Source organism: Blautia hominis (assembly GCA_002270465.1).
GTDB lineage: Bacteria > Bacillota > Clostridia > Lachnospirales > Lachnospiraceae > Blautia > Blautia hominis.
Map to the genome: position 1 here is coordinate 474,707 of NQOF01000003.1, position 19,320 is coordinate 494,026.

16 protein-coding genes are annotated in these 19,320 nt (G+C 45.3%); 12 read left to right on the top strand and 4 right to left on the bottom strand.

Annotated elements, in window-relative coordinates; genetic code table 11:
• Nucleotides 1-34 precede the first annotated feature (34 nt).
• From CI595_RS12725 to CI595_RS12740, 5 genes are all read left to right on the top strand, one after another.
• Entirely contained in the window at nucleotides 35-925 is an 891-nt protein-coding gene (locus CI595_RS12725; protein ID WP_095173637.1) for a permease, read from the top strand.
• Nucleotides 926-938: 13 nt separating this feature from the next.
• Complete coding sequence (locus CI595_RS12730; RefSeq protein ID WP_095173638.1) at nucleotides 939-1,154, top strand: hypothetical protein; 216 nt, start codon at nucleotides 939-941, stop codon at nucleotides 1,152-1,154.
• A gap of 645 nt (nucleotides 1,155-1,799) precedes the next feature.
• Nucleotides 1,800-2,147, top strand: a complete 348-nt coding sequence (locus tag CI595_RS12735) for a type II toxin-antitoxin system PemK/MazF family toxin (RefSeq protein ID WP_095173639.1) — start codon at nucleotides 1,800-1,802, stop codon at nucleotides 2,145-2,147.
• Nucleotides 2,148-2,242: 95 nt separating this feature from the next.
• Nucleotides 2,243-2,383: a hypothetical protein gene (locus tag CI595_RS26095; protein WP_156087473.1), complete on the top strand. Its 141-nt coding sequence runs from the start codon at nucleotides 2,243-2,245 to the stop codon at nucleotides 2,381-2,383.
• A gap of 36 nt (nucleotides 2,384-2,419) precedes the next feature.
• The gene (locus CI595_RS12740) at nucleotides 2,420-4,054 is read left to right on the top strand and encodes a recombinase family protein (protein WP_095173640.1); all 1,635 of its coding nucleotides are present in this window, start codon (nucleotides 2,420-2,422) and stop codon (nucleotides 4,052-4,054) included.
• Between the two features lie 87 nt (nucleotides 4,055-4,141).
• Here the strand turns inward: CI595_RS12740 and CI595_RS26640 are convergent, their stop codons facing one another.
• The 4 genes from CI595_RS26640 to CI595_RS12760 all read right to left on the bottom strand — a co-directional run bounded on the left by CI595_RS26640 (nucleotide 4,142) and on the right by CI595_RS12760 (nucleotide 8,939).
• Complete coding sequence (locus CI595_RS26640; RefSeq protein ID WP_095173641.1) at nucleotides 4,142-5,215, bottom strand: FeoB small GTPase domain-containing protein; 1,074 nt, start codon at nucleotides 5,213-5,215, stop codon at nucleotides 4,142-4,144.
• A 49-nt stretch (nucleotides 5,216-5,264) separates the two neighbouring features.
• A complete protein-coding gene (locus CI595_RS12750; protein WP_158661429.1) occupies nucleotides 5,265-5,534 on the bottom strand; it encodes a FeoA family protein in 270 nt (89 codons plus the stop codon).
• 80 nt (nucleotides 5,535-5,614) lie between these two features.
• Nucleotides 5,615-7,192, bottom strand: coding sequence for a response regulator transcription factor (locus tag CI595_RS12755; RefSeq protein ID WP_095173643.1), 1,578 nt, complete (start codon nucleotides 7,190-7,192; stop codon nucleotides 5,615-5,617).
• A complete protein-coding gene (locus CI595_RS12760) occupies nucleotides 7,173-8,939 on the bottom strand; it encodes a sensor histidine kinase (protein ID WP_095173644.1) in 1,767 nt (588 codons plus the stop codon). Before CI595_RS12760 ends, CI595_RS12755 begins: the two co-directional genes overlap by 20 nt.
• 257 nt (nucleotides 8,940-9,196) lie before the next feature.
• On the opposite strand from CI595_RS12760, the gene CI595_RS12765 reads away from it, so the two are divergent.
• The 7 genes from CI595_RS12765 (at nucleotide 9,197) to CI595_RS12795 (ending at nucleotide 19,304) form a co-directional block, all read left to right on the top strand.
• Entirely contained in the window at nucleotides 9,197-10,699 is a 1,503-nt protein-coding gene (locus CI595_RS12765) for an ABC transporter substrate-binding protein (RefSeq protein WP_162291874.1), read from the top strand.
• 87 nt (nucleotides 10,700-10,786) lie between these two features.
• Entirely contained in the window at nucleotides 10,787-11,743 is a 957-nt protein-coding gene (locus CI595_RS12770) for an ABC transporter permease (protein ID WP_095173646.1), read from the top strand.
• A 16-nt stretch (nucleotides 11,744-11,759) separates the two neighbouring features.
• On the top strand, nucleotides 11,760-12,653 hold the full coding sequence (locus tag CI595_RS12775) for a carbohydrate ABC transporter permease (RefSeq protein WP_095173647.1): 894 nt from the start codon (nucleotides 11,760-11,762) through the stop codon (nucleotides 12,651-12,653).
• A 40-nt stretch (nucleotides 12,654-12,693) separates the two neighbouring features.
• Nucleotides 12,694-14,574 carry a family 20 glycosylhydrolase gene (locus CI595_RS12780; RefSeq protein WP_095173648.1) on the top strand — a complete coding sequence of 627 codons (1,881 nt, stop codon included), beginning with the start codon at nucleotides 12,694-12,696 and terminating at the stop codon, nucleotides 14,572-14,574.
• A 4-nt stretch (nucleotides 14,575-14,578) separates the two neighbouring features.
• Nucleotides 14,579-16,801, top strand: coding sequence for a beta-glucosidase BglX (bglX, locus tag CI595_RS12785; protein ID WP_095173649.1), 2,223 nt, complete (start codon nucleotides 14,579-14,581; stop codon nucleotides 16,799-16,801).
• Between the two features lie 141 nt (nucleotides 16,802-16,942).
• On the top strand, nucleotides 16,943-17,506 hold the full coding sequence (locus CI595_RS12790; protein ID WP_095173650.1) for a biotin transporter BioY: 564 nt from the start codon (nucleotides 16,943-16,945) through the stop codon (nucleotides 17,504-17,506).
• Nucleotides 17,507-17,810: 304 nt separating this feature from the next.
• Nucleotides 17,811-19,304 carry a response regulator transcription factor gene (locus tag CI595_RS12795; protein ID WP_095173652.1) on the top strand — a complete coding sequence of 498 codons (1,494 nt, stop codon included), beginning with the start codon at nucleotides 17,811-17,813 and terminating at the stop codon, nucleotides 19,302-19,304.
• Nucleotides 19,305-19,320: the final 16 nt, after the last annotated feature.

Consider the following 19,320-nt stretch of genomic DNA (forward strand, 5'->3'; position numbering starts at 1 on the left):
TTTATAGAAGCTTAAGAGGTGATGGCTTATAGAAATGATAAGAAGAGAATTTATATATCTGTGGTATTATTTCAGCGTTCAGTTGGAACAAATCTTCGGTTACTGGGTGCTTGGCATAGTTCTCGGTTCTTTCATCTCAGTCTTTGCCAAAGATAAAATCCATTCTGCATTCTCCGGGATTTCAGAGAAAAGGCTGGGGGTTCTTGGGCTTATCCCGGCCAGCCTGCTGGGGATTGCTTCACCTCTCTGCATGTATGGCACGATCCCCATTACTGCCTCTTTTTCACAAAAAGGGTTAAAAGATGATATGCTGGCGGCTTTCATGACGAGTTCTATCCTCCTAAATCCCCAACTGTTGATATACAGCGGTGCTCTGGGAACCAAAGCACTTGTGATACGTTTTGTATCCTGCTTTTTATGTGGTGTTGGTGCAGGAATCTGTGTCCGTTATTTCTTTCATGGCACAGGGTATTTTAAGTTTACGGAATTTAAACCGGCTGCCGGGCGGGATACGGACCCGAACCTTTTTACCAGGCTGCTTAAAAATATAGGCAGGAATATCAAAGTGACCGGCAGGTATTTTCTGCTGGGGATACTTCTGTCCGCACTGTTTCAGCGTTATGTTCCGGCAGATATTTTTAAAAGTCTGTTTCAGGAAGAAAAAGGATTCGGCATTCTGATGGCGGCTGCCATAGGGGTTCCACTATATGCATGCGGAGGAGGGACAATCCCTCTTCTGCAGCAGTGGCTGGATTCCGGGATGAGCATGGGTGCAGCAGCGGCGTTCATGATAACGGGGCCGGCTACAAAGATTACGAATGTAGGGGCTTTAAAAATAGTGATGAGCTTGCGTCATTTTGTTCTGTACTTCGTGTATATCGTCCTTTTTTCTTTTGTTTCAGGGCTGCTGATCGAACATTTTTGAGTATAGGGCAGGAATGGAAGAGATCAGGAATATAACGGATCAAGGGTTGATCCCTGTCCATTGGGCCGGCTTTGTTCTATCCAGACATGCATGGGATGACCCGGCAGAGCAGCTCACCACTATAGCTGCCGATCCAGAGGTATCTGTAGCTACACTGAGAATCGGAGAGATTGTCAACTTTACTGATATGTATCATTATCAGGAAAAGTGGCGGCGTGAAATCTTGTGAATGTGCGTATAGATGAAATCGAATACAGTATTTATCATGGAGTATTGATTGCTGCGAAGGGGGCATCAGAGAATAAACTTAGAATATGCGAAATCAAGAAACGAGAAAAAATGTTAAAAATAAAAAATTAGGCTTCGTTTTTGACTTAGAAGTGTGGAAATAGGTAAGAGAGGAAAATTCTCTTACCTATTTTTAAATTGTACAACTGCAGAGTATTCTAAAACATAAAAATGATTGCACAAAAGAAAATAGGTTTGAACCTTGAAAATCAAATACTCATTCATCAAACACATTCCCATTGTTTTTAAACAAATGTGAGCCCTTCTGTAACCACGCGAAGACCTGTCAAATATCTTTTTTGGCAGAGAGCGGTTCCCGGCAGACAGATAAAGTCAGGCTGCTCCTGACAAGGCGAGGACCGGCAATGGGGATAATGATACTCCCGTCCAGTCATAGCCCGAGCGTTAAGAGCGTCCCCGGCAATGAGGGCGGCGGCCGGAGAACCTGGCCGGGGTAAAAATACTCGTGGAGCTGATTCGCAGCCAGCCGTTTGATGTTTTACTTGGAGTGATCCGATGACAGCTTGGAAAGTCGGGGACAAATTAAGCTGTTAATACATAAAAAAACAGGGAGGAGGAACATTCTATGGAAAAATTCAGGCGCGGAGATATCTTCTATGCGGATCTGAATCCTGTAACAGGGTCAGAGCAGGGAGGTACACGGCCTGTATTGATCATTCAGAATGATAAGGGGAACAAGTGCAGTCCAACAGTAATTGTAGCGGCCATCACCGGCAGCAAAAAAGCAAGGCAGCCCACCCATGTATTTGTACACGGACTGCCATACCCGAAACATGATTCCACAATATTACTCGAACAAATCCGTACAATTGACAAGCACAGACTGCAAAAATATCTTGGGAAGATCACGCCTGCGATTCAGAAAAAAGTAGACAAGGCATTGACCGTCAGTATTGGAATCCGGGTTTCGTAAGCAAGGGAAGCTATCATACTGTACAAGCAGAACATCATAAATTTTATCAAGTGAGCTGTATTTGTTTTTGGCTGATAGGTAAGAGGGTGAATTTTGTGGCGGAGAAAAAAGAAGTTTATCAGGTTGAATTGAGGTTTTCAGGAAAGCAGGCTTTGAAAGAACTGCTGATAGAAATACTGCTGGAAAAAATTTGTACATTTGATGGCTATGTTAGAACAGATTATAATAAAATATAGCCACTGCAGGTAGTCTGATTTTGGAAAGGAGAATATATGGAAGGCAAAAGGCTACCTGATTCCAAATATTATTCAGCAGCACTTTATATGCGTCTTTCCAGGGATGATGATGGAGACAGCGAAAGTTCAAGCATTACAAACCAGAGAAAGATGCTCAGGGCTTATGCACAGGAAAATCGGTATTTAGTCTATGATGAATATATAGATGACGGTGTTTCCGGTACGACCTTTGAGAGACCGGGATTCAAACGGATGATTCGGGATATTGAGGATAAAAAGGTCAATATGGTCATTACGAAAGATCTATCCAGACTTGGCCGTGATTATATTCTTGCCGGTCAGTATACGGAGATATATTTTCCGGCAAAAAAGGTGAGATATATTGCAATTAATGACGGGTATGATTCTGAGAGTCCCTATACGGATATTGCTCCTTTTAAGAATATTATCAATGAGATGTATGCCAGAGACATCAGCAAAAAGATCCGTTCATCATTCTTGACCCACATGAAAGAGGGGGCCTATATAGGGGCATATGCTCCTTATGGATATCAGCGGGACCCGGAGGATAAGCACCATTTGATCATAGATGACGTGTCCGGTGAGATCGTGAGAGAAATCTTCCAAAAAGCGGGAAACGGGGAACTGCCGGTACAGATAGCAAGGGATTTAAACAGACGAAAGGTATTAACACCGGCACAATATCGTTGTCTCCGGAATCCTGATCTGAACATAGAAAATTTCTCGAAACGGCAGGAATGGACCTCTTCTACCATAATAAAAATGCTGAGAAACGTTGTCTATGTAGGGGATATGGCTCAGGGGAAAACCACAAAAGTTTCATTCAAAAGTGATATGACAATAGCAAACTCCAAAGAGGACTGGTATATAGTGAAAAACACCCATGACCCATTAGTCAGCCGCGACTTATTTGAATTGGCTGCACGGAGGAGTAAACTGCGGACCTGCTGCCAAAAGGGAAAATTCCACAATATCTTTACCGGTATGGCAAAATGCGCGGACTGTGGAAGAAATATGTCTGCAGTCGGCACACGTAAAAAAGGTGCAGTTGCTAATCTTGCCTGTGGCGGATATAAGCTATATGGGAGCAAAGAATGCAGCAATCATTTTATTGATTATGATACCTTGTGCAGTATTGTCCTTACCAGTATTCAGGAGCTTGTTCGGGTGTCACAGCAGGACGAAAAAGACATACTGGAAAAGGTACAGAACCGTATGAAAAAGCAAGTTTCCTTCACAGATAAAGGAAAAGAAACTGCCTCTTTGAAGAAACGCAGCCGCGAACTGGATATATTAATTGAGAAATTATATGAGGATTATGTTGCAGAGATTATTAACGCAGACAGACTGAAAAAGATGCTTCGGAAATATGAGTCTGAAAGTGAAGAGATTTCGGAAAGACTGGAGGCTCTAAACAATCAGGATAAAAGCAGAGAGCAGGAAAATCCAATCAGTAAATTAAAAAAATTACTGAATGATATTGCAGAGCCCACCGAACTTACCGAAGACCTGTTGTACCGGTTGGTTGATCATATTGAGATTACCCAGGGAAAATATGAAAAAAAAGATAACACAAAGATAAAGAAACAGGAAGTGAAAATCTATTTTCGTTTCAATCATGCACCATTGAGCAGGACCTATACCATGTGATACTGTACTTGAGATTGTTACGGTTTTAGAGCGCTTTTTGTAGTATATTGTGCAAAACTGTACATGATTGTATAAAAATAAGGGGTTTTACAGCGGAAATAGCATACAGATACCAACCACCCACATGGTAAGCGCCTGTTTCCCGCAGGCACGGCATTTCTGAAAACAATGGTCCAGGTTAAAGGCTACACGGGGAAGGTATCCGTAATCCTCCAGCAGAGTAAAAAGCGGAAAGAAAATGGCCATGGGGGGAAGCATGACACTTACAACCCAGGCAGCAACCCGGTATACTCCGTAAATCAGAACCTGGCAGAAAATTTCGGGAAGGCCAAGCGTAATAAGCCCACGGTAAAAATGCGGTTCCAGCCAGAACAGCCCTTTGTTCAGCAGATCAGACGGGACATTGGCCCCCACAATGGTGATCCAGAAAATGCAGAGAAGGAAAAGCAGCATAATGGGAAAACCAGTACATTTACTGGTGAAAACCCTGTCCAGTTTCCTGTCTTTTCTGGCATAATCGGGATTTTCCAAAGTGACGCAGGCTTTGCAGATACCTGCTGCCTGCTGGACATAGGTGCCGCAGTATTCCGCGGATGCACAGCACATTTCCGCATTCTGACAGTAAATATCAGGAATTGGGGTGACGGCTTTTTTGTTGGACAGGGCGTCTTCAATCCCGCCGAATATGCGTTCAAGGCCCTTTCTGCTCCTGGCAGCTATGCCGATCACAGGAATCTTCAGCTCCTTATGAAGACGCTGAAAATCTATCCGGATGTGCTTTTTCCTGGCCTCGTCCATGAGATTTACGCACAGCAGCACATGTGGTGTCACGGCACAAATCTGGAGAACAAGATTGAGGTTCCTTTCCAGACAGGTGGCGTCGCAGACAGCGACCACCACATCCGGATGACTCTGCAGTATATAATCCCTGGAAATCTCCTCCTCACTGGAGCGGCAGGAGAGAGAATAACACCCGGGCAAGTCTACAAAACGATATTCTTTTCCGTGAAAGACGCGGTTCCCGGCAGCACATTCCACTGTCTTGCCGCACCAGTTTCCGGTATGCTGATGCATGCCTGTGAGTGCGTTGAATACAGTGCTCTTGCCTACATTGGGATTGCCGATCAATGCTATATTACGGAGTGGAAACTCCTTTTTCATTTCTTTTTTCAGAACTAATCACCTCTTAATTCATATCAACTCAAGCATGTTACAGCACGCTTTTGTCTTTGATCTTTTCAACAAGGATCAGAGAAGCCTCTTCTTTTCTCAAGGCCAGGACAGCTCCCCGGATCAGAAAAGCTCTGGGACTTCCAAAGGCGCTCACTCCAACACAGGTAACTTTGGTATTTTCGATCAACCCCAAATCCATAAGGCGTTTGATGGTCTGCTGCTGCGCCGTACTGGCGTTGTCTGTCTGAATTGTTTTAACGATCCCTGACTCGTCGGGAGACAGGGTAAAGAGCGGAGTAAGAGACATTTTTTCCTCCATTTCAGGCCGGGAAATCCCGGACGGGAGAATCTATTGTATAGTATGCAGAGGGAAGAAAGAAGTTCTGTTTATAGATTCTTTTCTTGCGCTTGTTTCCTGTAATTCATTGGTGACTTACCAGTGATCTCCCTGAAAATCTTAGAAAAATATGCAAAATTCCCATACCCAACCTGAATTGCTACTTTATTGACAGGCATACGGCTTTCTGCCAGAAGACTGCATGCTGCAGAGATGCGTTTTTTTGTCATATACTGCATGAGTGACATCCCTGTTTCTTTTTTAAACAGCCTGGACAGGTGATCAGGGCTGATGAATACAAGATCTGATAAATCATTCCGCTGGATATCTTCCGCATAGTGGGTATCCAGATAATTCCGAATGATATCTACAGCACTTTTTGAGTTATCTGTGATATTGGCATAGCAGAGTGCGCGTTCGATCAGATAGCTGCAGTAAGCGTACATATGATCAATACTTCTGACTGCGTTTTGATACATCTGGTCACTGTCTCTGTCACCGAAAAGCCGATGGGCCTGGATCTCCTTCTGTTTTAAAAAACTGTAGACCATCTGGGCAAAATCCTGACGGATTTCCTGCATATTTTCCTGTGTGAGAAGGGATGCTTTTGACTGCAGAAATGTGTACAGGCTTCTTTTCAAATCTTCTTTGTCTGCTGACTGCAGCAGTGTTTCCCAGAGTCTGATTTCAGACTGGGTACAACTGGTGCCCCGCGGGAGGGTATGGGTTTTGTGCAGGATTCTGCCTTTTCGGTCCATGGTGCTGTCCAGCAGATTTCCGAGTTCGGATATTTCCTGATATATATTCTTATAAGTAACGGCACTGCCTGCGCTGATGCAGAGTTTCATGTGCATGAATTTTTCCGCAGTTTCCTGCAGGACTTCAAGCTGTTCTTCCAGAGGGGAGATGTCAGTCTCCGGTCCGTTTATAATACTCACCACTGCCAGCCAGCGGCCCGGATGCAGAGCAATGACACATCGGGGCAGCAACTGTTCCTGTTCCAGAATCTCGTAACCTACATTTTTAACCGCGTATTCCCACATGGGGTCATCTATTTGGTTGTGCTTTGCATCCTGAAAGGCCTCGATCAGAACAGGTATGAAAAGCTGTGTTTCTTTGTAACCCAGTTTCCGGGGCAGGGAATAAACTTCAGCCAGAGAACCTCTGGCAGATTTGCTCCAGAAATATTCCGCTGTGTTTTTTTCTTCATCCAGCCAATATTGGCGGTACTTCTTGGCATCACTTAACTGATGGGATAGTTTCAGTCGGTGCACTGCTTTCTTTACAGCATTTTGCAGAGGTTCTGCAGAGACCGGCTTTAACAGATATTCCACTACATTCAAGTCTATGGCACGGCGGGCATACTCAAAACGGGCAAAGCTTGTCAATAGAATACAGGGAATGCCTGTTCCTGATCTCTGCAGTGTTTCCATGAAATCCAGTCCGCTGCTGCCCGGCATTTCAATATCACATATAATGATATGCACAGGAACCTGTGCGATCATTTTCAGTGCAGAGGCGGAATTCTCTGCGGTATAAACTTTGTCAAATCCAAGTGCACTGTAATCCAGTATTTCTTTTAGATCCTGCAGCATCAGGATATCATCATCAACCAGCAGTATATTCATTCTTATCCTCCTTACAGGGGAGATGCAGTTCTGTAACAGCGCCTCCCAGTGGGCTGTTGTATAATTTCATTACGGCATTTCCATGATAAAACAGCTTCAGACGTTTTGACGCATTGGCAATTCCAATATGGGAACTGCCGTTTCTTTCCAGGTCTTTTCCCTGGTTCCATATACGCAGACAGTCTTCGGGGTATCCTGGGCCGTTGTCTGTGATAAATACGGTCAGCATTTCCTCCTGAGCGGATGTTTCCGTGAATTCGATCAGAGCGGAGATACTGATTTCCATTTTTTTATCTGACGTGATTCCATATTTTACGGAATTTTCCACAAAGGTTTGAAGTAGAAGAGGTGGTACCGCCTGACACAGGGCTTCATCCTCTGCAAAAATTTCATACCGGAAATGCTCCGGGTAACGGATTTCCATAATAGACAGATAATCCCGAAGATGATCCAACTCTTGGCTGAGTTTTACGAAAGATACATCACTTTGGAAAATATATCTCAGATAGCTGGCAGTAACTTCACTTAACCGCACCACATCCTGACAATTTCCATGACAGGCCATGGAGTGGATCAGATTCAGGCTGTTCAGGAAAAAGTGTGGCTTGATCTGCATCTGCATATAGTCCATCTGTATTTTCTGTCGTTCCAGTTCGTTTTCGTAGGCATTGATCCGCAGACGGTTAATTTCTTTTGTAAGGTTATTGAACTGCCGGCTGGCTGTGGATAATTCCTCCAGTTCTGAACTCATTTCCAGCAGCACGGGTTTATCCGGGTCATAACGTTTCAATCTTTCCGTAAACTGGCTGAGGGGCTTCAGTATTTTTTTCTGTGTGTAGGACATGGTGAGTATCACAGTGCTTAACAGTACAACAATAACCACCAGAACACCGGTCTGAAACAAGACAGCCTGCTCAAACTGTCCGTAATCTTTGATAAACAGCTTTAATTGAAAGCCGGTGTCCGATACAGAAGAATCTACAGCCAGCCACCGTTTTCCTTTGTACCAGAAGGGGCCGCTGCCGGCGAGGGCTTTTTGAGGAGGAAGGTTTTCACGGGACAGGTTTTCAGTACCTGCGGCAAGTGTTCCGTTTTCAGTAAACAATACAGGAAAGCTGATGCTTTCGGGATAAATATCCAACAGAGGTTTTATGAGGGCTTCGGCGGGTATACAGCTTCCGTTCCACACATCATGATACTGGTACAGGCGGACAGCATAATAAGTATCACCTGCCGGAAGCAGAGTCCACTGATCAGATACACTGCTTGGATGGTAACCGGAATCCAGGAGACGTATTATGGCGTTTTCAAGTTCTTCCCTCTGGGAATAGGCAATATACCTGGAGTGTACAGCGGTTAAAAATTCCCTGCTGTCTGAAAAATAATAGAAGAGAGAGTATTCGTTGCCGGAGTTACCTGAGAGATAGAACATGCTGTCAAGAAGGGTCTGTCGTGCCTGTATTCTGGCAAGGCTGTCTTCGCTTTGCGCTTGAGACAGAACCATATCCTGACCCTGTGTTACCAATGTCTGCTTCAAATGCTGATTCAGTAAGAAAAAGTTATTCTCCACCTGTTCCATACGATTCTGTACCATAACACTGGCACTCTGGGCAGTCTGCGTTTGGACCATGTGGATAGCCCACAGACTGACACTGATTTCCAGAGCCGTGGCAGCCATGATCATAAAGAGCAGAAGTTTGTGCCGTCCAAATGCGGAATGTGTTTTTTTCTTACGTTCTTTTTTCATATATACCCTTCCCGGATTTATGCCTGTAATTCTATATGGATTTATAGTAATGTTTAATTATACACGTTTGAAAATGTGAATTCAATCACGAAAGCGATGGAAAATTATAAGAAAAACGACGTAATTTTGTGCTTTGAAAAGGAGCACGGTTTTGTGATAAAAGGATGTCGGTTTTATAATTGAAAGTAAAGAAGACCGGAAGTACAATGAAGTCACAAAACAGGCAGACGCCTGGAATTACAAAAAGGAGAATGAAGATGAAAACGAAATGGATCGCAGGACTTATGACTTCCGTGCTGGCAGTTTCCATGCTTGCCGGATGTGGCAGCTCTTCGGATACAGGGGAGAAAAGTAAAACGGAATCAGCCGGAAATGAACAGAAGGACGGGGAGGAACCTTATACGGTGACCATGATGTTCATAGGAAATACCCAGGATGATGAACAGAAAGTGGAGGAGGCCATCAACAAGCTGACGGTGAAGGACCTCAATATGAAGCTGGATATTATGCTGGTACCCTGGGCAAATGCCAATGAGCAGCAGCGCCTGATGCTGTCAGGAGGGGAGAAGCTGGACCTGATGGTGGGACAATCATATCAGGCAGCTAATTTTGTTTCCACCCAGGCGGTGTATGATCTGAGTGAAATGATAGACAAGTATGGCACTAATATCAAGGAAAATATGGGTGACAATGCAAAAGTAGCCAATATTAATGGATTTGTCTACGGAATTCCAAATGTCTGTGATTGGTACCGTCAGGCATCCATCATGGTGAGAAAGGACTGGCTGGAGGAAGCCGGATTCAAAGAAGAGGATATCAAAAGTGTTGATGACCTGGAAGGGATTTACGAGGTGGTAGCCAAAAATCACCCGGAAGCCGCTATGCTGGCTATGGGTAAAGGACAGAAATTTGATTCAGACTGGTATCAGTGTGATCCATTAGGGGACGGCTACGGGGTACTGCTTAATTACGGGGAGAAACCGGTGGTGGAAAACTGGTATGCCAGTGACGCTTACAAAGCCTTCCTGGACCGCCAGTACCGCTGGGCACAAAAAGGATGGATAGGAAAAGATGCGGCAACGACCACAGATTCTATTGAAGTACAGATGAGCAACGGCAAGGCGTTCAGCCTGGTTTCCACCTACCAGCCCGCCATTGCCAATGAGGCTTCTGTTGCCTATAAGACAGAGATGGCAGTGGTTCCGCTGTATGATGCTTTCACAACCAGCAGCTTTACCGCAGGATTCTACTGGGCAGTGGCGCGCAACTCCGAGCAGCCGGAAAAAGCGTTCCGGATGCTGGATTACATTTACGGAAATCCGGAAGTGGCTAACCTTCTGAACTGGGGTATTGAAGGGGAGCATTACAAACTCACAGAGGACAAACATGTGACATTCCCTGACGGAATGGATAAAAACAGTGATCCTTATAACGCTTATTTTGGATTCATGCTCCCCAATCAATATATATCTGATGTGTGGGAAGGGCTTCCCCTGGATGTGGGAGAGCAGGTCACCAAACTGAACGAAGAGGCAAAGAAGTCCTGTGCTTACGGATTCACCTATGACGGAACCGCCCTGGCTAATGAACTTGCTGCTTTGGACAATGTGAAGGGTCAGTATATAGATGCTTTGAATACCGGTTCTGTTAACCCGGATGAGGTTCTTCCACAGTTTCTGGCAGATTTAAAGGCTGCGGGACTTGACAAAGTCATGGAAGCCAAACAGCAGCAGTTGGACGACTGGCTGGCAAAACAGTAGGCCTAAAAGCAGCAGTCACCTGGAAACCTAATACTGAGGCGCCGCAGAAAAAGGCGGCGCCTCTTTGAACTACAGGAGGAAATTCTTATGTCGAATACTGCTGTCTGTCACCATCGGACGGGAAAAGGCTGTTTCAAAAAATGGAAACGCTGGATTCCCCTTTATCTGATGATGCTGCCCGGACTTGCATATTTGTTTATTAATAATTACATACCTATGGCGGGATTGATCGCCGCGTTTAAAAATGTGAATTTTGCGGACGGAATCTGGAACAGTGAGTGGGCAGACCCACTGCTGAAAAATTTTGAATATCTGTTTGTGACAAAAGACGCATGGATCATCACCCGCAATACTATTTTATATAACCTGGCTTTTATTGTCATCAACACAGCTGCGGGAATTTTTATCGCAATCCTTATCTGCGATATTGCATCCCGCAAATTAAAGCGGCTGTACCAAAGTTCTATATTACTGCCGTTTTTAATGTCATATGTTATTGTTTCTTACATTGTGTTCGCTATTTTATCCAATGAGAATGGCCTTCTGAATAAAAGCCTGCTGCCTGCCCTTGGTATGGAACCTGTGCAGTGGTATGCCTCTGCGCAGTATTGGCCCTTTATTCTGATCCTGGTAAATTTTTGGAAAGGTATGGGCTATAACTGTCTCATTTATATAGCTTCCATTAACGGGATAGACCCCTCTCTCTATGAGGCCGCCAAGCTGGACGGGGCAGGGCGCTGGCAGCAGATCAGGAATGTAACACTTCCGGGAATCAAAAGCAGTGTCATTACCCTGACCATGCTGAATATCGGACGGATCTTTTATTCTGATTTCAGCCTGTTTTACCAGGTACCGCAGAATTCCGGACTGATATATTCCACCACGAATACACTGGATACCTATGTTTACCGCGCGCTTCTGAACTCAGGTAATATCCCCATGGCGGCAGCCGCAGGATTCTATCAGTCTTTGATCGGCTTTGCAGTTGTGCTGGCGGCAAACCTGATAGTCAGGAAGATCAGCCGAGAAGACGCGCTATTTTAAGAGGAGGAAGGAACAGATGCATATCAGCAAAAACGAAAGAGTTTATCAGATATTGGCTAATATTTTTTTGATTTTACTAGTAATTGTGATCATACTGCCTTTCCTCCTGTTATTCCTATCATCCATAACAAAGGAAGGGACCTTGGTACGGGACGGGTACACTCTGTTTCCAAAGGAACTGAGCCTGGAGGCGTACAGGTATATTTTTGTTAACAGTAATAAAATTTTCAGGGCTTATGCCATAACGATAGGCGTGACCATAGTGGGAACTGCGCTGCATGTGTTTTTATCATCCATGCTGGCTTATCCCCTGTCTCTGAAAAAACTGCCGGGGCGTAGCTTTTTTTCCTTTTTTGTTTTTTTTACCATGCTGTTTAACGGAGGTCTGGTGCCCACTTATATGATGTATACCGGCACCTTTCACATCAAAAATACGATTTTTGCTATGATCGTCCCCGGATTTTTGATGAGCGCTGTGAATGTACTGCTGATTCGGACTTATTTTTCCAATAATATCCCGGAAGCTCTTTTTGAAGCCGCAGAGGTGGATGGAGCAGGGCATTTTACAGTATTTACAAGAATTGTGCTTCCCCTGGGAAAGCCCATTTTGGTGACGGTTGGGTTGTTTGCAGGCCTTGGGTACTGGAACGACTGGACAAATGGCCTTTATTATATATCCGATCCGGATCTGTGGGGAATACAGAATTTGTTAAATAAAATGATCAGCGACATTCAGTTTCTGCAGAGCGGCAACTCCACAATTACCACAGCCATGTCTATGGGCCCCCTGCCAAGCACCAGTGTCAGAATGGCTATTGCGTTTATTGCCATGGTGCCTATTTTAATCTTGTATCCGTTTCTGCAGAAATACTTCGCAAAGGGAATTGCAATGGGAGCTGTAAAGGGGTGAGTGCGCCCGGAAAAGGGAGGAATAGAAAGGAGAGCATCAGATGAAAAAAATATGTTTGATCCCAAAGCCTCAGGTATATATACAGGAGGCAGGTTATTTTACCGGCAGGGCGGCAGTGCAAAGGGAAAGCCTGCCGGGGGAACTGCTGGCACCGCTTGCTTCTGTCTGGCCGGAGATAGTAGGCACAGAAGGGAATATAAAGTTTACAGAAAAGAGGGAAATGCAGAAAGAAGAGTATGTTATGGAAATTGCGGAGGAGGGAATGGAGATTTCTTATGGTTCACCTGCCGGAGCCTTTTATGCCATGATGACTCTGCGCCAGATTGTGCTTTCCTGCAAGGGAAAAATAGAGTGCTGCCGTATAGAGGATCATCCCGGACTTTCTGACCGGGCTGTGATGATAGATATTTCCCGGGGTAAAGTACCTTCTGTGGAGGGTTTGAAAGCAAGCATCGATTTATTCGCAAGTCTGAAGATAAACCAGCTTCAGCTCTATGTGGAGGGCTTTTCTTTTGCTTATCCTTCTTTTCAAAAGCTTTGGGAAAAAAGGGCAAAAGATTATCTGACGCCGGCGGAAATAAAGGAACTGGACGCCTATTGCGCGGAGCGCTTCATAGAACTGGTTCCCAATCAGAACTGTCTGGGACATATGACCGCCTGGCTGGAGACGGAAGATTTTGGGCGGCTGGCGGAGAATCCGGGAGGGCTTCAGATTAAAGGAACCGTACTTCCGCCTACTACTATGGACCCCTCGAACCCGGAATCCCTGGAGCTGATCGAGCGAATGCTGGATGATTTGTTACCCTGTTGCTGCTCACATATGTTCAATGCGGATTTAGATGAGACATTTGACCTGGGATATGGAAAAAACAAAGAAAGAGCAGAAAAAGAAGGTGTTGTAAGTATATACCTTGACTATGTAAAACGGCTCTGTGAAAAAGTCCGTGAGCGCGGGCATAAGATGATGATGTGGGGGGATGTTCTCAGCAAGGAGGAGGATGCTGCCGGAAAATTGCCGAAAGATATAATCGTTCTTGACTGGGGATATGAGACGGAGCATCCGGTGCGTAAAAGAGCTGAAAGACTTTGCGACGCAGGTCTTGAATTTTATCTTTGTCCAGGTACAAACAGTTGGTGCAGTTTTACCGGAATCACCGACAATATGATGAAATGCATCGAGAATGCAGTGTCTGCTGCCTATGATTATAACGCCAGGGGACTGATGATCACAGACTGGGGAGATTTCGGACATCTCCAGTATTCCCTGTTTTCCCTGCCCGGATTTCTGTATGGGGCTGCAGGGGCCTGGAACAGGGAGCTTGTAAAAGAGGAGGAACTTGCGGAAGCACTGAGTCGGTATGTGTTCATGGATGAGACAGGTACTTTCGGGCAGATATGTCTGGATGCAGGTCGTTACAACAGGAGAGAAGAGTTCTTATTCCCGTGCCGGACCCTGGCATTTATGACACTCCAGACCGGTTGTGTCAGCCGGGAGCAGTTTGATATTTCTATTAAAAATATGGTGGATTCCATGCGCTTTTTTGTGGAACCATGTGTGTATCTTCCCTGTGAGGAGGCGTACGCAGGGCGCAGGGAGATGGAGGAGAGAGCTATTCTGGAATACTTGGATTCTCTGACAGAACAGGCGGAGAAGTCACTCCCCGCATGTCGTGATGGTGAACTCTTAAAAGAGGAGATGAAAAACGGACTTGCCATGGCACGGGCCGCCACTCGTACCAGAGCATTTTGTTATGGACTAGAACGCGGCACCGGACTGGAGGCGGAGATTGAGGCGCTATGCAAAAAGCACAGAGAATTGTGGCCAAAGAGAAATAAAACCGACGGTCTTGAGGACAGCCTGCGGGGATTTACGTCTCTTCTTGCGCAGATAAAAGAAAAAACAGAGACAACGGAGTCATAAAAATATGAAAACAGAAAAATTGAAAAGTCTTTTGGACAGCATGACGCTGCAGGAAAAGATTGACCAGATGCTTCAGCTCACAGGGGCCTTTTATCAGGATGCAGACAGTGTTCTGACGGGACCGGATGAGCAGCTGGGGATTACCGGGGAAGATGTGAGTATGGCTGGCTCCATATTGGGAACCTGCGGAGCGGAGAAGCTGATGAAAATACAAAAAAATTATATGGAAAAACATCCGCACCACATTCCGCTGCTGTTTATGATGGATATTATACATGGCATGAAGACCATATTTCCCATACCACTGGGGCAGGCAGCATCCTTTGAGCCGGAACTTGCAAAAAGATGTGCAGCGGCAGCGGCAAAAGAGGCGGCAGTAGCGGGTCTTCATGTGACATTTGCACCAATGGTGGATTTAGTCCGGGATGCCAGGTGGGGGCGGGTCATGGAATCTACCGGGGAGGATCCATGGCTCAACAGCCTTTTTGCAAAGGCTATGGTGGAAGGATTTCAGGGGGATGATTTAAGCAGGCCGTATAAGGTGGCAGCCTGTGTGAAACATTTCGCAGCCTACGGGGCGGTCCAGGCGGGAAGAGAATATCACACGGTGGAGCTGTCTGAACACACACTCCGTGAGTACTATCTTCCGGCTTATCAGGCCGGAATTGATGCGGGAGCTGCAATGGTCATGACATCATTTAATACCATTAATGGTATTCCGGCCAGTACAAACAGATGGCTGATGCGGGATGTTTTGAGGGAAGAGATGGGATTTGACGGGGTGCTGATTTCAGACTTTTCCGCTATTTTAGAGACGATTGCGCACGGAAATTCCAAGGACTGCCGGGAGGCAGCGGTGAAAGCAGTCCAAGCCGGTGTTGATATTGATATGATGACGAATGTCTATACCGCCAATTTGAGGGAGCTGTCAGAGGAAGGTATGGTAGAGAAAGCCCGGATCGACCAATCTGTCATGCGGATTTTAGAACTTAAAAATAAACTGGGACTATTTGAAAATCCTTACAAAGATGCAGATGCCAAGAAGGAAAAGGAGATACTTTTGTGTGAGGAACACCGGGCGCTTGCAAGAGAGGCTGCTGTAAAGTCCTTTGTTCTCCTTGAAAATGATGGTATTCTGCCTGTGAATACGGAAAAAAGTACTGCGTTCATCGGACCATATACAGACAGCAGACAGATAAAAAGCAGTTGGGCTTTTACCGGGGATGATAAAGACTGTGTGAGTATAGAAGCGGCTGCCCGGGAGGTTTTTGACCGCAGCCGTACGGAATACAGAAAAGGTTCTCCTGTGCTGGGAACTGATAGTAAAGGGAGTGAGAAGAGACTAACTGGATTTACGGGGGATGAATTTGGAATGCTGACCCGGGAAGAAGAAGAGGAAATGCGAAAGGAAGCTGTGGAGGCAGCAAAAAAAGCTGAGACAGTCATTATGCCTTTGGGAGAACACTATCTTCAGAGCGGTGAGGCTGCCAGCCGTGCACAGATATCAATCCCTGAGGTGCAGATGGAGCTTTTCCGCGCAGTGTATGAGGTGAATAAAAATATTATTGTGATCCTGTTCTGCGGCCGCCCTCTGGATATCAGGGAAATCACTGAGAAGGCCAGAGCCGTGCTTGTGGTGTGGCGTCCCGGAACGGAGGGGGGAAATGCCGTAGTGGATGTACTGACCGGAAAAGAAAACCCTTCGGGCAGGCTGCCTATGAGTTTTCCATACTGCGTGGGCCAGGTGCCTGTCCATTACAATGAGTTCTCTACAGGAAGGCCGAATCAGAAAGGGGTGCAGGAACGTTTCCGCTCTAAATATCTTGATATTCCCAATGAACCTCTTTATCCTTTTGGCTATGGCCTCGGATATACCAGGTTTTCTCTGTCACAGATAAGACTGGATAAACGGAAGTTTAAGGCAGGGGAAACTATCCAGGCAAGTGTAAATCTGAAGAACGTGGGGACGTGCAAAGGGACGGAGACCGTTCAGTTTTATATCAGAGATGTGGCAGCCAGCGTTGTGCGTCCGGTAAAAGAACTGAAGGGATTTGAAAAAGTGACCTTGGAACCGGGAGAAGAGAGGACGGTCAGATTCTCAATAGAGGAGCCAATGCTCAGATTCCATACAGAGAACCACCAATTTGTCAGTGAGGCCGGAGAATTCCTGGTTTTTGTAGGGACGGACAGCAGGACAGAAAATCAGGCAGGTTTTATACTCTGCTGAGAGGGGAGCCAGATAGGTGCGGAAGAAACCTGTTACAGAAGAATGTAAACTTAAAAATAATAAATAGTTGACAATTAAAGACGGATTGTTTATACTTCTCCTATGTGAAGAAAAAAGTATTTCTTAACGGAGGAAAAGTATATGGAAACAGCAATGCCCAATAAAAACAAAAAAATAAGCATCAGACAGATGACCATGATCGCGCTTATGACAGCGGTGACCTGCATCTTAGGTCCTCTTGCCATACCGCTGCCGTTTAGTCCCGTGCCGATTAGTTTTACCAACCTGGCAGTTTATTTCAGTCTCTTTGTGCTTGGAGCCAATTCGGCAACGGTCAGTTATCTGGTTTATCTGCTCATTGGAATGGTGGGACTACCGGTATTCTCTGGTTTCACCGGAGGTTTTGCGAAAATGGCAGGACCTACAGGGGGATATCTGGTCGGTTTTATTTTCATGGCATGGATCGCCGGATTTTTTGTGGACAGATTTCAGGGAAAAAGAGTGCTGCAGGCAGCGGGAATGATACTGGGAACTGTGGTAGCATACATATTCGGAACCGCATGGTTGTGCGTGCAGTCGAATCTGACATTTGGTGCGGGTCTGGCTGCGGGCGTGATTCCTTATATACCGGGTGATCTCATTAAGATCGTGGCAGCATTGGCTGTGGGGCCGGCACTTCGGCAGGCTGTGAGACGAGCAGCATAAGTCAAAGACCCCACAGCAAGTTCACGGGGCATCAATCTTGTAACGCGGCAGAGCTGCGGGGTATTTGATCCTCGCGGCAGTCGCCAAATATCCATGCAAGCATGGCTGCTTGGCTCGTTGCTCGCGGGAATAAAAAGATCAGGATTTAAAAGACAGTGTGATACAGGCACTGTCTTTTTTTTATGCGGTGCGCAGAAAATACATGGATTTTCTTAAATAACTGTAAAAAACACATGAAAAATATAAGGGGAATTTTCTGAATATGCGTTATAATAGACAATAATATTATGGGCGGAGGGAGAAAATGTATAAGGTATTGATAGTCGAGGACATGGACCTGACAAGAGAAGACTTAATTAGCCTGATTGACTGGGAGCGATACGGTTTTGAACTGCTTCCCGACGCAAGGAACGGGAAAATAGGGTTGGAATACGCCAAACGGTATCGCCCGGACATTGTAATAACAGATATCAAAATGCCTGTCATGACAGGCCTTGACCTTGTGGAACAGATGAAAAAAGAAAATATAGAGGCGGAAGTCATACTTCTGACCGCTTATGAAGAATTTGAACTTGCCAAAAGAGCACTTCAGATGGGTGTCAGAACGTTTGTACTCAAATATGAGATTGATGAGGAAGTGCTTCTGCGAGAACTGAACGGCTGTATTGAAGCATTGAAAACAAAGGAAAATATGCGAAAAGTCCGAATGAAACAGTATTTGGAAACAATTCTGGCGGGTAAAAATGAGATAAGCAAAAGCGATGAGAGCATATTAGAGTGCATAGGAAAAAGTGTCTTGATCCTATTGGAACAAATCGGAAAGCCTCTCATGTACCCCGACGAGGAGGGGATAAGGGAACTGATCGAAACGGAGATACCCGGTTCAAAGCTCCGGGTGATGAAGAATGCAGGAGGCGGGATCCTGATATTTTACAGGGTGCACTCTTTCGTCTCGGAGATGCACCTGGATAGCCAAATAAAGGAATTTGTGACAAAGGTGCAAAGCCTGTTTTCTTCACATATGGGGTTGTCAATGGCAGCATCCGTAGGCGGTATGATAAGAAAAAATAAGGATATACTGCCCGCAAAAGAGGAAGCAGAAAAAATCATGAAAGGCCGTGTCTTTCACAAAGGAATCTGTATTTTGGATCAGGTGCCAAAGGATGAAAAAGCGGAATTTCCGGTGGAAATAAAAGAGGTAATGAAACTTATCGAAGAAAATCTTGAGAAGGATTCCTATGAAAATCTTTCAAATTCTCTTGAAAATACCCTGTGCCGGAGTGTGATCAGAACCGGTAATCTCTATATTTGGCGCAAAGTATCCGAAAAGCTGCTCTATTTCATTATGCACCGGTGTGCAGTGATGGAACAGCCGGAAATAGAAGAGCGGCTGGATAAATTCAAAAGAGAATTTCAGAAAATGGATATCTATAGCTTTATAAAAGAATATGAGGGGATCATTGGAATGCTGGAGACCAGTGCGGATCATAAATACTCCGGAAAGGTCCGTTATATCAAAGCTTTCATTGAGCAGCATTACAGCCGCGATATCAGTCTGGGTGATGTGGCGGATGATTTGGGTATGAATGCCATATATCTGTCCCAGCTCTTTAAAAGAGAGACAGGTTCCACCTTTTCCGCTTATCTGACCAGGGTGAGGATTAACCATGCGATCCGTCTGCTGAGAACAGGAGAGTACAAGATTTACGAAGTCAGTGAAATGGTGGGGTATCAGACTGTCCAGTATTTCAGCAAAGTATTTAAAAAAGAAACCGGAAAAAATCCTAAGGATTATTAAAGGACGCGCGCAATGC

What these genes read in the sequence shown, in the direction of transcription:
- CI595_RS12725 (WP_095173637.1), top strand. Translation starts at nt 35, where the DNA reads ATGATAAGAAGAGAATTTATATATCTGTGGTATTATTTCAGCGTTCAG.
- CI595_RS12730 (WP_095173638.1), top strand. Translation starts at nt 939, where the DNA reads ATGGAAGAGATCAGGAATATAACGGATCAAGGGTTGATCCCTGTCCAT.
- CI595_RS12735 (WP_095173639.1), top strand. Translation starts at nt 1,800, where the DNA reads ATGGAAAAATTCAGGCGCGGAGATATCTTCTATGCGGATCTGAATCCT.
- CI595_RS12740 (WP_095173640.1), top strand. Translation starts at nt 2,420, where the DNA reads ATGGAAGGCAAAAGGCTACCTGATTCCAAATATTATTCAGCAGCACTT.
- CI595_RS26640 (WP_095173641.1), bottom strand. Translation starts at nt 5,215, where the DNA reads ATGAAAAAGGAGTTTCCACTCCGTAATATAGCATTGATCGGCAATCCC.
- CI595_RS12750 (WP_158661429.1), bottom strand. Translation starts at nt 5,534, where the DNA reads ATGTCTCTTACTCCGCTCTTTACCCTGTCTCCCGACGAGTCAGGGATC.
- CI595_RS12755 (WP_095173643.1), bottom strand. Translation starts at nt 7,192, where the DNA reads ATGAATATACTGCTGGTTGATGATGATATCCTGATGCTGCAGGATCTA.
- CI595_RS12760 (WP_095173644.1), bottom strand. Translation starts at nt 8,939, where the DNA reads ATGAAAAAAGAACGTAAGAAAAAAACACATTCCGCATTTGGACGGCAC.
- CI595_RS12765 (WP_162291874.1), top strand. Translation starts at nt 9,197, where the DNA reads ATGAAAACGAAATGGATCGCAGGACTTATGACTTCCGTGCTGGCAGTT.
- CI595_RS12770 (WP_095173646.1), top strand. Translation starts at nt 10,787, where the DNA reads ATGTCGAATACTGCTGTCTGTCACCATCGGACGGGAAAAGGCTGTTTC.
- CI595_RS12775 (WP_095173647.1), top strand. Translation starts at nt 11,760, where the DNA reads ATGCATATCAGCAAAAACGAAAGAGTTTATCAGATATTGGCTAATATT.
- CI595_RS12780 (WP_095173648.1), top strand. Translation starts at nt 12,694, where the DNA reads ATGAAAAAAATATGTTTGATCCCAAAGCCTCAGGTATATATACAGGAG.
- bglX (WP_095173649.1), top strand. Translation starts at nt 14,579, where the DNA reads ATGAAAACAGAAAAATTGAAAAGTCTTTTGGACAGCATGACGCTGCAG.
- CI595_RS12790 (WP_095173650.1), top strand. Translation starts at nt 16,943, where the DNA reads ATGGAAACAGCAATGCCCAATAAAAACAAAAAAATAAGCATCAGACAG.
- CI595_RS12795 (WP_095173652.1), top strand. Translation starts at nt 17,811, where the DNA reads ATGTATAAGGTATTGATAGTCGAGGACATGGACCTGACAAGAGAAGAC.